Annotated in this window: 9 protein-coding genes; 3 read left to right on the forward strand and 6 right to left on the reverse strand. The window is 60.7% G+C overall.

All coding sequences use genetic code 11. The features are described from left to right. Window positions 1–2 precede the first annotated feature (2 nt). The 3 genes from FN828_RS13310 (at window position 3) to FN828_RS13320 (ending at window position 6839) form a co-directional block, all read left to right on the forward strand. Window positions 3–4529 carry a MupA/Atu3671 family FMN-dependent luciferase-like monooxygenase gene (locus FN828_RS13310; protein ID WP_142493966.1) on the forward strand — a complete coding sequence of 1509 codons (4527 nt, stop codon included), beginning with the start codon at window positions 3–5 and terminating at the stop codon, window positions 4527–4529. Beyond that, window positions 4526–5164 carry a 4'-phosphopantetheinyl transferase family protein gene (locus FN828_RS13315; RefSeq protein ID WP_142493967.1) on the forward strand — a complete coding sequence of 213 codons (639 nt, stop codon included), beginning with the start codon at window positions 4526–4528 and terminating at the stop codon, window positions 5162–5164. The genes FN828_RS13310 and FN828_RS13315 overlap by 4 nt, the downstream gene beginning before the upstream one ends. A gap of 346 nt (window positions 5165–5510) precedes the next feature. Beyond that, window positions 5511–6839: a GumC family protein gene (locus FN828_RS13320; protein WP_142493968.1), complete on the forward strand. Its 1329-nt coding sequence runs from the start codon at window positions 5511–5513 to the stop codon at window positions 6837–6839. A 120-nt stretch (window positions 6840–6959) separates the two neighbouring features. Here FN828_RS13320 and FN828_RS13325 read toward each other — a convergent pair whose 3' ends face one another. From FN828_RS13325 to FN828_RS13350, 6 genes are all read right to left on the reverse strand, one after another. After that, window positions 6960–7841 (reverse strand): CpsD/CapB family tyrosine-protein kinase, encoded by an 882-nt coding sequence (locus FN828_RS13325; RefSeq protein ID WP_142493969.1) that lies wholly within the window; start codon window positions 7839–7841, stop codon window positions 6960–6962. Between the two features lie 140 nt (window positions 7842–7981). Continuing rightward, a complete protein-coding gene (locus FN828_RS13330; protein ID WP_142493970.1) occupies window positions 7982–10072 on the reverse strand; it encodes an NAD-dependent epimerase/dehydratase family protein in 2091 nt (696 codons plus the stop codon). A 13-nt stretch (window positions 10073–10085) separates the two neighbouring features. Then, on the reverse strand, window positions 10086–11054 hold the full coding sequence (locus tag FN828_RS13335; protein ID WP_142493971.1) for a glycosyltransferase: 969 nt from the start codon (window positions 11052–11054) through the stop codon (window positions 10086–10088). Beyond that, the gene (locus tag FN828_RS13340; protein WP_142493972.1) at window positions 11051–12298 is read right to left on the reverse strand and encodes a glycosyltransferase family 4 protein; all 1248 of its coding nucleotides are present in this window, start codon (window positions 12296–12298) and stop codon (window positions 11051–11053) included. The genes FN828_RS13335 and FN828_RS13340 overlap by 4 nt, the downstream gene beginning before the upstream one ends. Further along, a complete protein-coding gene (locus FN828_RS13345) occupies window positions 12298–13305 on the reverse strand; it encodes an NAD-dependent epimerase/dehydratase family protein (RefSeq protein WP_142493973.1) in 1008 nt (335 codons plus the stop codon). The genes FN828_RS13340 and FN828_RS13345 overlap by 1 nt, the downstream gene beginning before the upstream one ends. After that, entirely contained in the window at window positions 13293–14414 is a 1122-nt protein-coding gene (locus tag FN828_RS13350) for a Gfo/Idh/MocA family protein (RefSeq protein ID WP_142493974.1), read from the reverse strand. Before FN828_RS13350 ends, FN828_RS13345 begins: the two co-directional genes overlap by 13 nt. Window positions 14415–14494: the final 80 nt, after the last annotated feature.

Below are 14494 nucleotides of genomic sequence, written 5' to 3' on the forward strand. Positions count from 1 at the left end.
CCATGTCCAAGTTTTCCAGTTTGCTGATCGGGAATGAATCCCTTGCGATCCAATGCGGTGACGTGTTGTTGACCAAGGGCCACGACATTTCCGCTGTTGTCACCCATAACCGCAACGTGGCGGCGTGGGCTATGGGCAAGGGATTGGCAGTTCATGCCCCCGGCGATCTGCCGGATGACGTGGCTTATGACTGGCTGTTGTCCATCGCTAATCTGGACATCATCCCCCAGCCCTTGCTGGATCGTGCGGCCAAGGGGGCGGTGAACTTCCACGATGGGCCATTGCCGCGCTACGCGGGTTTGAACGCGCCGGTCTGGGCGCAGTTGAACGGTGAAACGCGGCACGGGATCACATGGCACCTGATCGAAGGCGGTATCGACGAAGGCGATATTCTGGTGCAGGCCGAATTTGCCATTCACCCCGACGATACGGCGCTGACGCTGAATACCCGGTGTTACGAGGCGGCGATTGAAACTTTCCCGGCGCTGGTTGATCAACTGGCTTTGGGGCTTCAGCGACAGCCTCAGGATCTGACGCAGCGCAGCTATTTCGGGCTGAAATCCCGGCCCGATGCGGCGGCGGTTCTGGATTTCGCCCGTTCCACGGCTGACCTGACCCGCGTGGTCAAGGCGCTAGATCATGATAGTTTCCGCAATCCGCTGTTCCTGCCCAAGGTGCAGATGGGGGATGTGGTGGTTGCCGCGCGTCATGCCGACCCCGCCGATGGTGCAGGCGTTCCCGGCACGGTTCTGGAAACCACCAAGGACATGCTGACCATTGCCACCGCCGATGGTGCTGTGATGCTGACCGGGCTGACCCTGCTGCATGGTGCGCGGCTGCCACGGGCGGGCGAGGTGCTGGACAAACCCGATGCCGCGCTGACCGGGGCGATGGAACCCGCTGTTGCTGCGGAATTGACCTATCGCGCGACGCTGGATAGCTACACCCCTGCGCGGCTGGCCTTTACCCCGACACGCGACACTGGCATTCGTGAGCATAGCATTTCGGCCCATGACGGGCTGTTCCCCGCGATGGCGCTGATTGCGGCGCGGCTGGCGGGAACGGATCACGCGGACGTGGCGCTGATACTGGGCGATGGCACGCCCCATGTGACCGGCTGGGCGCCGATCCGTGTGGAACTGCACGCTGATGCTGCTGAACAATACGATGCCGTACAGTTGCAAATTGCCAAGGCGCAGGACAAGGGCGGTTTCCCGCGCGATGCCCTGATCCGTCGTCCCGATCTGGCAGATATTGCTGTGCCGGATGTGGCGCTCTCTCTGGTTCCGGTACAGGCGCCCGGCGCGGCGATTACCCTGTTCATGGCGGATGGTCAGGCGAAACTGATGGCGGATGCCGCCCGCGTGTCATCCGATGCGCTGGATCGTATGGCTGCCCGATTGGAAAAACTGGCTGCTGGTGTCAGCGGCGCAGTGGCGGCTATGGACATCATGCCCGACGCGGAACGCCAACTGGTGCTGACAGAATGGAACGCCACCGCCGCCGAGTATGACGCCAACCTGTGCATTCATCAGATGTTTGAACGCCAGGTTGCCCAAACCCCCGATGCCCCCGCGCTGGTGTTCGAGGGCGAAACCCTGAGCTATGCCGAACTGAACCTGCGGGCCAACCAACTGGCGCATGTGTTGCAGGCCAAGGGCGTCACGCCCGGCACGCTGGTCGGGCTGCATACCAAACGGTCCACCCATCTGCTGATCGGGGCGCTGGGTATCCTGAAGGCAGGTGGCGCTTATGTGCCGCTGGACCCGGCATTCCCGGCGGATCGGATCGCACTGTATATCGAAGATTCCGCCTGCCCGGTGATCGTGGCGCAAAACGCGCTGATCGCGGACCTTCCCGCAGGTCAGGCGCAGGTGGTCAGCATCGACACCGACCCGGCCATTCAGGCGGCCCCCACCGACAACCCGAACAGCGGCGTTCAGGGCAGTGATCTGGCGTATATGATCTATACATCGGGGTCGACCGGGCGGCCCAAGGGCGTGATGGTGGAACACCGCAACGTATCCAACTTCTTTACCGGGATGGATGCGCGTATCCCGCACGATGGCGGCACATGGCTGGCCGTGACCAGCCTGTCCTTTGATATTTCGGTGCTGGAATTGTTCTACACTCTGGCCCGCGGCTTCAAGCTGGTGGTCAGCGGTGATGAAAACCGTGCGCTTGTGTCCTCGGGGGCGATGAATGTCACCGGCAAGGGTATGGAATTCAGCCTGTATTACTGGGGCAATGACGATGGCGTGGGCCGCGATAAATACGAAATGTTGTTCGAGGGGGCGAAGTTCGCCGACAATAACGGTTTCGTCGCGGTCTGGACGCCCGAACGCCATTTCCACGCCTTTGGTGGCCCTTATCCCAACCCGTCTGTGACCGGGGCCGCCGTGGCTGCGCTGACGAAAAATCTGGCCGTGCGTGCCGGTAGCTGCGTGGCCCCCCTGCACCATCCCGCCCGCGTGGCCGAAGAATGGGCCGTGATCGACAACCTGACCAACGGGCGCACGGGGTTGGGTATTGCCTCGGGGTGGCAGCCGCATGATTTTGTCCTGCGCCCGGAAAATCGCCCGCCGAATAACAAGGCGGCCATGCTGGACAGCATCGAAACCCTGCGCAAACTGTGGCGCGGCGAGGAAGTGGAATTCCCGATGGGCGACGGCACGACGCACGGCGTTGTCACCCAACCCCGCCCGGTGTCCAAAAAGCTGGAGGTCTGGGTCACAACCGCAGGCAACCCCGAAACGTGGAAAGAGGCGGGCAAAATCGGCGCCAACGTTCTGACGCACCTTCTGGGTCAGTCGATTGACGAGGTGGGCGGCAAAATCCGCCTGTATCACGACGCCCTGCGCGAGGCGGGCCATGATCCGGCGGATTTCAAGGTCACGCTGATGCTGCACACCTTCGTGGCGGAAGACCGCGAAAAGGCCCGCGATATTGCCCGTGGCCCGATGAAGGACTACCTGGCTTCGGCTGCGGCGCTGATCAAGCAATTCGCGTGGGTGTTCCCCGCCTTCAAACGTCCCGAAGGGGTCAGTAACCCGTTCGAGCTGGATCTTGGCACCCTGTCGGACGAAGAACTGGACGCCATTCTGGAATTTGCCTTCCTGCGGTATTTCGAGGATTCCGGCCTGTTCGGCACGGTCGAGGATTGCTTGAACCGGGTTGAACAACTCAAACGTATCGGGGTGGATGAAATCGCCTGTCTGATTGATTACGGCATCGAAAAGCAAACGGTGCTGAACGGGTTGCAACATCTGGCCCGCGTGCGCGAGCTGTCGAATGTGACGGACGAACTGGAGGCTGACGATTTCTCGATCGCGGCGCAGATCATCCGCCATGATGTGACGCACCTGCAATGCACCCCGTCGATGGCGCGGATGATTGCCATGAATGACGAGGCGCGATTTGCCCTTGGTCGCGTGAAACACCTGATGATCGGCGGCGAAGCGCTGCCCGGTGCCTTGGTCAGCGACCTGCGTGAAACCACCCGCGCGACGATTGAAAACATGTATGGTCCCACCGAAACGACCATCTGGTCCACCACCCAGACGGCGGGTATGGGGGAAACCATCGTCAACGTCGGCACGCCGATTGCTAATACGCAGGTTTACGTTCTGGACGATGCGATGCAGCCGGTGCCAGTGGGCGCGGCGGGCGAATTGTACATTGGTGGCGCGGGTGTGACCCGTGGCTATTGGCAGCGGCCTGATCTGACGGATGAACGGTTCCTGTCCGATCCGTTTATCCCCGGCAATCGCATTTACCGCACCGGCGATTTGGTGCGTTGGCGCGATGACGGGCGGCTGGATTTCATCGGCCGCGCGGACCATCAGGTGAAAATCCGTGGCTATCGGATCGAACTGGGCGAGATCGAGGCGTTGATGGATGCCGACCCCGCGATCCGTCAGGCCGTGGTGATCCCGCGCGAAGATACGCCGGGTGCCGTGCGGTTGGTTGGGTACTATACCGCCAGCGGTCCGGTTTGCGAAGTTTCCCTGAAACAGAGATTGAATCAGGCTCTGCCCGATTACATGGTGCCGCAGGCGTTCGTGGCGATGGATAGCTTCCCGCTGACCCCGAACAAGAAGGTGGACCGCAAGGCCCTGCCTGCCCCCGCTGAAGGGGGGGCGCAGTCCTCGGTTGACTATGTTGCCCCTGAAAACACCGTGGAACAGGATATTGCCGCGATCTGGTCGCGTATTCTGGGTGTCACCGGCATCGGGACCAAGGATAACTTTTTTGCGCTGGGTGGGCATTCGCTGCTGGCGGTGCAGGCGCACCGGGAAATCCGGCAAAAACTGGGGGCTGATAAGCTGTCGATCACCGATATTTTCCGCTTCCCGGTTTTGTCGGCCCTGTCAGCGAAGGTGGTGGAAATGACCGGGGCAGGGGACATTGCGCCCGCCGCGCCGGGCACGACCGCACCCGAGGCCGAGGCGGAACAGAAAACCAACCGGGCCGATGCAATGGCCAAGCGGCGTGAAATGCGTGCGCGGCGGATGACGCGGGCGGGATGACACCCGAAACCGTTTCATCCTTGTTTTCCTGTCCGGTGGGGGTGGGGGTTACGGACCCCCGCCTGCCGCAGACCCCGGTGTATCCACAGGAAGGCGCGGCCATCGTTCGCGCCATTCCCAAACGCCGGAACGAATTTCTGGCTGGCCGTCAGGCCGCCCGGATTGCCCTGTCGGCCATCGGTGGCCCATCTGTTGCCCTGCCCTCGGGTACAGATCGGTTGCCGCACTGGCCCGATGGATTTGCCGGGTCGATCACGCATTGCGATGATCTGTGTCTTGCGGTGGCGACCCCCCACACCCGTGCGGTGGGGATTGATGTTGAACCGGCTACGGCCCTGCCGCGCGATTTGTGGGATGCGATCCTGCTGCCCGAAGAACAGAACGCAATTGCCGACACGCCCGATCCGGGCCTGACGGCCAAGCTGATTTTTTCCGCCAAGGAAGCCGCCTATAAGGCGCAATACCCGATCAGTCGGGTGCTGTATGGGTTTCACGATATGCACCTGACGCTTGGCGCGGGCCGATTTCAGGCCATGTTTCGCAGTGCCGCAGGCCCGTTCCAGCCCGGCGATTGCATCCAAGGCCGGGTGTATATCGATTCGCGGCATATTGTGACCGCCGCCCAACTGGCCTGAACGACACCCTTCCCAACTTTTGCCACATTCTGCGACGGGTCGATTCCCGTCCAAATGCCACTGTTTTGCCTGAATTTCAGGGAATATTTGGGCGTATTCCCGACAAACACCCCGAAATCCGCATGAATATGTCAAAAATGTGGCGCTGGTCTACGTATCCGAAATGTATTGTTTCCGAAAATGCGCAGGTAAAAGATGGAAAGAATGTGGCGGGTTCGATAGATTGTGACCTAATTAAGGCAACTTTCTGATGCGTCAGGCGCGTCTGGGGGCGAAAGGTGTCTCACTTGTTGTAACTGGTTTGGGCGGGCTTCGTCTGGACCGGGGAATTGTGTGAGGATACCCAATGGCTCAGGCTTTTTCGATTTCTTCAATCACGTCGGCGCTGATGCGTCGTTTCTGGATGATCTTTTTGATCACGGTGGTTGGCACCGTGGCTGCGGTTCTGTTCGCCCTTAGTCGCCCCGCGATTTACGAGGCAACCGCCGTCATTCAAATTGAAATGGCGCAGGTCGAAGAAAACCTGGCCGTACCCGGCTCGGCCACCCGGACCAGCGGGGCGGAAACCCGGCTGAAATTGATTGAACAAAAGCTGATGTCGCGTGACAGCCTGATTGACGTGATTGAAAAATTCGATCTGTTCAGCGGCGATCCAGCCATGTCGATGGCGCAAAAGGTGGCGCTGTTCCGGGATGTGGCGCAGATTCAGGAACTGATTGACCCGGAAATGGCATGGCGTCCGAATGTGCAGCCTTCGGGGTTGATTATCACTGTGCGGATGGAAGACCCGGACGTTGCGGCCGATGTGGCCAATGATCTGCTGTCCCGTGTGCTGATTGAAGGGAAGTCCCGCCGGTCGGGTCGGGCCGCACGCACGTTGGCGTTTTTCGAGTCCGAGGAAACCCGCGTTTCCGGTGAAATCGCCAAGCTGGAAGAAGAATTGGCCACCTATAAGACCGACAATCAGGCATCCCTGCCCGCCAATCTGGTGACACAGCAGGGTCAGTTGACCCGGCTGAAGGAAAACCTGCTGGAAGTCGAGCAAAAGCTGATTGAACTGCAAACCCAAAGTGATCGTATCCGGGCCGAGGATATGGCCCGTCAGACCAGCCTGTTGCGTCAGCAAAAGCTGCTGCTGGAGGAACGGATTGCCATCATCGACGCGGCCCTGCGCGCCGCCCCCGAGGTGGAGCGTCAGCTAAGCGCGATGGAACGGACGCTGGGCCAGTTGCAGGACGAACTGCGCGTGATCACCGCACGCCGCACCGAAGCCGCAATGAACCAGCAATTAGAAAGCCAGAACCAGTTTGAACGGTTCGAGGTGCTGGAAACCGCGATTGCGCCGGAATATCCGGTGTCATCGGGGCGTCGGAAGCTGGCTGCCGCTGGGGCGATGGGGTCTTTGATGTTGGCCGTGGGGCTGGCGCTGTCGCTGGAATTCATGAATGCCGGTATCCGCACCGCAGCGCAGCTAGAGGCGGAACTGAACATCCGCCCGGTTGTGGTGATCCCCAATCTGGATCGTCAGAAATCCCGCCGCCGCCGCCGTCTGGTATGGGTGGTCGCCTTGGGGGCTGCCTTTACGGGCTTGGCATTACTGCTGAAGGGGCGGGCGCAGGATCTGGCCGATGTGCTGAATATTTTCCGCCGCACCCCGCGCACGCAACGCGGCTAAGCGACAAACACCAAAAACCAAGGCCGGGCCGGAAACGCGCCCGGCTTTTTCATATTGCACCGGGTACAGCAAAAAGGCCGGTCCCATTGGTCCAGCCCCTGACTTGTGCTGTATCTTGGATCAATATCCGTATTCTTCGGTCATCTGCCCTTCGGCGCGGTTCAGGATCACGCCCAGCAACGGCACGTCATCCCCCAATCGGCGCATGACCTCGCGGACTTCGTGCGCGGTTGTGGTGCCGCCACCGGCGACAATGAAAACCCCGTCATACATCCGGCTGAACGCGATCACATCGTCCTGCGCCAAGGCGGGCGGCAGATCGTACAGCACGATATTGGCGTCCAGCTTTTCCTCGACCTCTTTGATCCGGGCGGTGGTTTCGGGCTTTTGCAGCAGTTCTGCGGCATAGGGTTCGATCTTGTCATTTAGACCCAGCGCCAGTTGCCGCCCGATTTTCAGCTTGTTTTCCGCGAACCGGCAAAACGTATCTTCGATCCGTCGATCACCGCGCAGAAAGGCCCCCATGCTGCCCACATCATTCAGCCCCAGAACCCCGGCAACGCTGGGGTTGCGCATGTCCATGTCCATCAGCACGGTGCGGCAGTTTTCATACCGCGACAGCGCAATCGCCAGATTCACAGAAACAAAGGTTTTGCCGCAGTCCCGCGTGGGGGATGTAATGCCAACCCGCCGCCATCCTTTGTCCGAAAGCGTTTGCACCAGCCGCGTGCGCAGCACGTCAAACGTGGCGTGGGCCGGATCGTGCCGCGTAGCGGTGATGATCAGGTTTTCATCCATCAGGGATTCGTTGACCGGAATATCCCGCAGCTTAGACCACAGATCGGCCTGTTGTGGCGCAGCTTCACCGCGCAGGGCCGCGCGCACCGCTTTTTCCTGTGCCTCTGCCTCGGCTGCATGACGCGCGACACGTTCCAGCAATCTGGAACGTTCGTCCTTTTCCAAGCGATCCCGCCGATTGCGGCGCAGGATATAGTCCACCATTTGTACGTGCCCCTGTGTTGGGCTGAAACTCTTGTCAATCAGTTAACAGCATCGGACGAATCCGAGTTTTGTTTACGCCAAATGAACAAAACATCTGGGCGAAAATAAGCCGGAAACACAGCATTTCCGGCCCTTCCGTCCTACAGTCCGAACAGATTGGCCTTTACGATCGCTTTTTCAACAAAGGCACCCCGATCTGTTTCCGGGGTCCAGCCCAGAACCTTTTTCGGGCGACTGTTGTCAAACTGCGCGAAATGCGCCCGCGATTTCCAATCCGAAAGCGATGGGCGCACCACACCCTTTTTGCGCAGCACGAATTTTTTCAGCGCGTATTTCACCCCGTCTGCCGCATAAAAACTGGTCAGGTCGCCGGGTGTGACCTTGATCCTGGCCCCCAGCGCGGTGTGGATGGCGTTGAAATAATCCCGTGCGCTCATCATCGGTTCGCCAATCAGGTTAAAGGATTGGCCCACGGCTTCGTCCACTTCCATCATACGGATCAGCCCGTCTGAAACGTCATCGGCCAGCACGAATGGCAGGTTATGCCGCCCCGCGCCCCAGATGCGCACAGCCCCAGCACCATGCCAGCGCCCGATACCCCAATGCTGTAACGGTCCGCCTTCGCCCACCACGATACCGGGGCGGGCAATCACCACAGGCAGGCCGCGTGCTTCGTACATGTCCAGCAGGCGGCGTTCGCATTCGGCCTTGGACCGGGCGTAAAGATTGCGTTCTTCCATATCACCGAAATCGGTGTCCTCGGTGATGTGTTGATCCGGGTTCGACATGTCATAGGACGCAATCGTGCCGGTATAGATCAGCCGTTTCACGCCTGCTTCCAGACAGGCTTCGCCCACACGGACGGCCACGCCGACATCGTTTTTCAACGCATCGTCCCATGTGGTGTCCATTGATTTTGCCAGATTGAAAACAGCGTCGATCCCGTCCATCGCCCGGACCAGTCCAGCCTTGTCAGACAGGGAAACAGATACGGTTTCCACATGATCGGCAATGTCGTCGAACGGCCCGGTTTTGCCCCGGCTTAGCACCCGCACATCATAGCCGCGCCGCACCAGTTCGCGGGTCAGGTTGCGCCCGATAAACCCGGTGCCGCCGATGACCATCACCGTGGGTTTCGGCGTTCCGGCGACCGGGGGCGGGTCCATTGCTACGGGCAGTTTCGCTAGCGTCGATTCCAGCCCCGACATGACCTTTAGCGCCGCCGTGCCGTTGTACCGCGCGTCGATCCCGCGACCATAACGGATTGCGTCGTAAATCGCGTTCACCGTTCCCCGGAACGACAGCCCATAGGGGGATTTCTGGTTCAACGATACCAGTTGCCGCCCGGCATTGCGCATCCCTTCGCGCAGGTGTTGCCACGACAGGTCCAACTGTTTCAGCAGCGGGTTCATCACCAGATCGGCGGTGTTGTCCCGCGCGACGATCAGCGTATCGGCGGCATAATCGAGCCGGGCCATCGCGCTGGACCCGCGCACGATTACGGATCGGTCGTCATAGGTTTCCACCAGCGAAAAATTGAACGCCACATCGACCATCCCCGCCTTGGCCAGTACGCGCCATGATTGATAGCGCACGGCCCCACCCGGCAGGGTGACGGGTTGGGTTTGTTCGGCGCTCAGAATGTCCAGATCGCCCAGCAGGTCCACCGCAAAGGCATAGGGATGCGCCCCCAGTTCCAGCAGCAGGTTTTGCGGATCGCGCAGCAGCCACAGCCCATAAGGCCCGGCCCGCAGCGGTCCCATCGGCAGGCACCAGTTGACCTCTACTGACGAAACACGGCCCAAATCCCCGGCATCGACTGCCTGTTTCAGGCGGGCATAGGATGGCACCCCCAGAAAGTTATGCCCGGCGGCGAATTGCACGCCTTTGGCGCTGGCGGCGTCCACGATTTCGCGGGTTTCCGCAACGGACAGGGCCACGGGTTTTTCCACCACCACATGCAGCCCGGCGGCAATACATTCCAGCGCGATGGCGTGGTGCAGGTTTGGCGGCGTCAGGATATGCACGGCCTCGACCCCGCCAGCCGCCACCATATCCGCAACCGAGCTATAGGCCGCCACGCCATAGGCATCAGCCAAGGCTTTGGCGGCGGTGGTCGACACGTCGCATATACAGGTCAGTTCGGCATCTTTGCAGGCGCGGATCGCGTCCGCGTGCCATGTGGCGATATATCCGGCCCCGATCAGGCCCACTTTTACCCCAGCGCCCATCGCTGAAACCCCCTTATTTATACTCGATAATCTTCATATCCGCCCCGGTCAGGCGGCGTTTATAATAGGTTAGCATCCCCCAAAAATTGGGGATTTTCGACAGGCTTAGCAAGATCGACAGGCGTTTTGCCTGTTGGCGCGATAGCCCTTCGCGTTGCAGCCCGGAAACCGTGCGAAAATAAGACAGGCCATAGGCCAGCGCCACCAGCAGCAACAGGGGCCAGTATCCTGACATCAGACTGAACAGCATCACCGCAGGCAAAAGCGCCCCAAAGACCCACACGCGTTTGCGTTCCGCCACGAAATGTTCGGGATGCAAGGCCCCCACCTGGGCAAAGCCATGCCCGGACCGAACCGCCCGCCGCCACCATTCGCTGAATGTGGTCATGTTGGCGTCATGGTGGGTCATCTGTTCCGGCAATCGCCACAGCCGCTTGCCGGATTTGCGCATCCTTGCACAAAACTCGTCATCCTCGGCGGCAATCACCACCGGGTTGAACCCGCCAATGGCGTCAAATTCCGTGGCCCGCACTATCATATCACCGCCACAGGCCGCGATTTCCCCCGCAGGGCGGTGCCATTCAAAATCCGCAATGGCGTTATAGATGCTTCGTTCGGGATAGATTTCAGATCGCCATCCGGTGACGATCCCCAGTTCCGGGCGGGCGTCCAGTTCCGCCGCCGCGCTGTCCAGCCACCCGGCCTGTACCGCGCAATCGCCATCCACGAATTGCACGTAATCCGGCAGGTCGGGTTTCAGCGCGGCAAACCCGGCATTGCGCGCCCGCGCTGCGGTAAAGGGAACGCTGGTGTCCAGTTCCACCACCTGCACCCCCATGCCCCGCGCCATTGCCACGCTGTTATCATCTGACCCGGAATCCACATAAACAATCCGATCCGTCTGCCCCTTTAACGAGGTCAGGCAGCGCACCAGACGGTCGCCTTCGTTTCGGCCAATGGCAACTGCTGCGATGCTGCTCATGCCGTGTCCTTTGGTCTTTTGGTTGTGGGTGGGGTGCCTGCGATATAGCCACGCAACAGGCTGCCCAGCCATCCCGCTTCTTTCGTGATGTCGTATTGCGCGGATACATGCGCCCGGCCCGCCGCGCCCATTTTCGCCGCCTGTTCGGGATCGGCCAACACCTGCGCCAGCGCGTCATGCAGGGCATTCGCATCGCCGGGCGGCACCAACCGCCCGCTGACCCCATCGCGCACCAGTTCCGGCACCCCGGCGATTTGGGTTGTGACCACGGGCAATTGCGCGGCCATAGCCTCCATCAGGACCACGGGAACACCTTCGGCAAAGCTGGGCAGAACCAACAGGTCGCTTTGGCCCAGATAGGTCGCCACCTCGGACTGTGATTTATATCCGACAAAGGACAGATGCCCAGACAGGCCCATATCCGCTGCCATCCGTTCCAGCGCCGCACGTTCCGGCCCGTCCCCGATCAGCGTCAGGTGAAAATCAGGCAGGGTCTTAATCAGGCTCTGTACCGCCTGAAACAGCACTGGCAGCCCCTTTACCGCGGCCAGCCGCCCGACAAACAGCGCCCGCTGTCCGGTGCGGTTGGCTGGGGGGGCGTATCGGTCGGGCATTACCCCGCAATGTACGATATGCAGCCGATCCCAATGGGCCGGATCGGAAAACACCATCCCCTGTGACCGGCAAAATTCGCTGATACAGGCGACAAAGGACGCCCGCGCGATTTTTTCATCCAGCCGCCAGCGGATCGGTTCAAAAAAGATGTCCGGCCCATGCAGGGTAAAGCTGTAGGGAATGCCGCTGACCTGTTCACACAGCATCGCCACGGTGCAACTGGCCTTGGCGATATGGTTGTGCAGATGTTGCACCCCGTTGCGCCGCAAATGATCCGCCAGAACCACCGCTTCGGTGAAATAAAACAGTTGATACAGCCCTGCCTTTGCCCCACCGGGCGAGGTGCGCAACGCCAGCCGCAGCCCGCGCCAATACCGGCCCGGTGATCGGATCAACGCTTGTGCATGGCTGCGCAGCAATTGCAGCGGGCGTTTCGCCGCCGCCAATACATAAAAGGTGCGGGCCGCTTCGGCCTTTTGTTCGGGGCCAACCAGATGTTCCACCCCGGTGCGCCGGATGGAACAGGTCAGAACCTCCATCCCCTGATCGCGCAGGGCGGCAACTTCGCGCTGGATGAACGTATCGGTGGCGCGGGGATATTCCCCGGTCAGATAGGCGATTTTTACCATCAGTTTTCCCCGGTCCTTTTATCGCCCATCGCCAAAGCAAAGGATCGTTCAAACAAATCTGACGGGCCTAGCCCCAACCGCGCCCTAAGCCGTGTGTTCGGATAGGTCACTGGGAACATACGCGCCCGCAGTGTTTCACGCCGCAACAGGCCGGGACGACAGGGCCAGACCTGTAACAGCCACGCCAGCCCATCAAAGACCCGCCACGGAATCGGCAGTAACAGCTTTGGCCAACCGCTGCGTGACATGGCGTTCAGGAAGCGCACGCGATCTGGCAAATCGTCCTCGACCACGTTCAGCACCTCTAACGCGCCATCGGGGCTGTCCGGCACAGGGGTTTCGGCGGCGCGGATCAAGGCGTGGGCCACATAATCTACATGTGCCAGCGGGATTTCCCCGTCACGGCCCAACCGCAGCAACAGCGGGCCAAAACCCGCGCCGATATGCGCATTCCACAACCGTTCCGGGCCATAAACGGCACCAACGCGCATGATCCGCAGCTCTGCCCCCAGATCCATCGCGGATTCGGCGGTGATCCGTTCCTGTTCCAGCTTGGCCCTGCAATAGGCATCCCGCGCGGTGCCTTTGTCCTCTAGCGGGGTGGTTTCATCCACCACGGCAAAGGGTTTCAGTCCCATCCCGGAATAGACGGACATTGAGCTGACCAAAACCAGCCGCGGCGGATCGTCTGCGGTTTCCATCGCCTGCAACAGGTTTCGGGTGCCTGCCAGCGTCGTGCGCTCTTGTTCGGCATCATTGCCCGTCAGGCTGGCGGCGGCGTGAATCACCGCGTCAACGCCCAGCATATTCAGCACAGGCACACAATCGGGGGTGGACAGGTCCGCCTCGACGATTTCGATTTCATCGTCGCCGGTCCAGTCATCGGGGGCAACGCTGGCCAGCCGTACCACGGCTACCACATGATGCCCGCCTGCCCGCGCTTCGGACACGCAGGCGCGGCCCACATACCCGGCGGCTCCGGTGATCATGATGGTCATCGGGCCCATGACATTGGCTCCAGCGGGTCGCAACGTGTGGTCATGATTTGCGCGCCAGTCCCGTCCCCGGCGTTTTGAATGGCAAGGGTCACTTCGTTCAGGTGCAGCGCAAAATCCGCAGACAGGCGACAGGGGCGGTTTTCGCGGATCGCGTCCAGCATTTCCGCGACACCCAGCGCGAAATTCATCGAAGCGGCCCCCCAGCGCCCCACCTTTGGGTGGGTTGGGCCAGACAGGCGAATGCGCCGCCCCAGTGGCATATCAACCAGCCGCCGCCGAATCCGCATCCGCCGATGGAACCGCAGCTTTGCTCCGTTATCCCACGCCTTTTTCAGCGCCAGTACACCGCTGTCGCCAATCACCCGAATCTGATGATCGTGCGGGGCGGCAATGGAACAGGTCAGCCGCGCCACCGGGCCGTTTTCAAAAAACAGCGTTGCCACGGAAAAATCCGGCGCGGTCCCTGTGACGCCCATTTTATCGGGAACAACCGTGGCGGATGCTGCCGTGACACTGCGCACGGTTCCGAACATGCCGATCAGCCATGTCAGGTAATAGCCCGCGTGTTCCAGCGTACAGCCCACGCGAAACTCATCCTCGAACGGCCACGGCGCGCCGCTTTCGCTTTTCCAGTCCTGAACCGGGGCTTGGGATATGAACCCGTCATCCAGTTCCGCATAGATCAGCCGAGGCGTCCCGGCCACGCCATCGCGCACGGCCTTGGCCAGTGTTTGTGCCGCTTCGCCCAACACCGAACAGGGGGCCGATGCCAGCATCAGCCCGCGTTCCCCGGCCAGTTCGTGCAATTCCAGCGCATGTGCCATGTCCAGCGCCAGCGGCTTTTCGGAATAAACGTGATGCCCGGCCTGCAAACAGGTGCGATTCACCTGATAATGTGCCGATGGGTTGGTCAGGTTCAGCACCACCCCATCATGGGGGTGTGCCGCTAACAGATCGTCCAAACTGTCGAACCGGGGAATCTTCCAGTAGTCGCAGAATATCTGCGCCCGGTCCTGACGCAGGTCATACGCCCCCAATACGGGAATCCCGGATGCCTGAAGCGACCTCATGTACAGGTCCGCCACGAATCCGCAGCCGATCAGGGCAACACCGCTCATGCTGCACCCCCGCTGTGCCGTTCTGTTATTCCAGCGCCCACCCGCATTGTTTTGCCTGACTGTATCAATCTGCCTTCTGC

Origin of the sequence: Thalassovita litoralis (assembly GCF_900182725.1) — a bacterium.
GTDB classification, from domain to species: Bacteria; Pseudomonadota; Alphaproteobacteria; order Rhodobacterales; family Rhodobacteraceae; genus Thalassobius; species Thalassobius litoralis.

Bases quoted from the DNA above. Each gene is read 5' to 3' on its own strand.
- FN828_RS13310 (WP_142493966.1), top strand. From the start codon at position 3: ATGTCCAAGTTTTCCAGTTTGCTGATCGGGAATGAATCCCTTGCGATC.
- FN828_RS13315 (WP_142493967.1), top strand. From the start codon at position 4,526: ATGACACCCGAAACCGTTTCATCCTTGTTTTCCTGTCCGGTGGGGGTG.
- FN828_RS13320 (WP_142493968.1), top strand. From the start codon at position 5,511: ATGGCTCAGGCTTTTTCGATTTCTTCAATCACGTCGGCGCTGATGCGT.
- FN828_RS13325 (WP_142493969.1), bottom strand. From the start codon at position 7,841: ATGGTGGACTATATCCTGCGCCGCAATCGGCGGGATCGCTTGGAAAAG.
- FN828_RS13330 (WP_142493970.1), bottom strand. From the start codon at position 10,072: ATGGGCGCTGGGGTAAAAGTGGGCCTGATCGGGGCCGGATATATCGCC.
- FN828_RS13335 (WP_142493971.1), bottom strand. From the start codon at position 11,054: ATGAGCAGCATCGCAGCAGTTGCCATTGGCCGAAACGAAGGCGACCGT.
- FN828_RS13340 (WP_142493972.1), bottom strand. From the start codon at position 12,298: ATGGTAAAAATCGCCTATCTGACCGGGGAATATCCCCGCGCCACCGAT.
- FN828_RS13345 (WP_142493973.1), bottom strand. From the start codon at position 13,305: ATGGGCCCGATGACCATCATGATCACCGGAGCCGCCGGGTATGTGGGC.
- FN828_RS13350 (WP_142493974.1), bottom strand. From the start codon at position 14,414: ATGAGCGGTGTTGCCCTGATCGGCTGCGGATTCGTGGCGGACCTGTAC.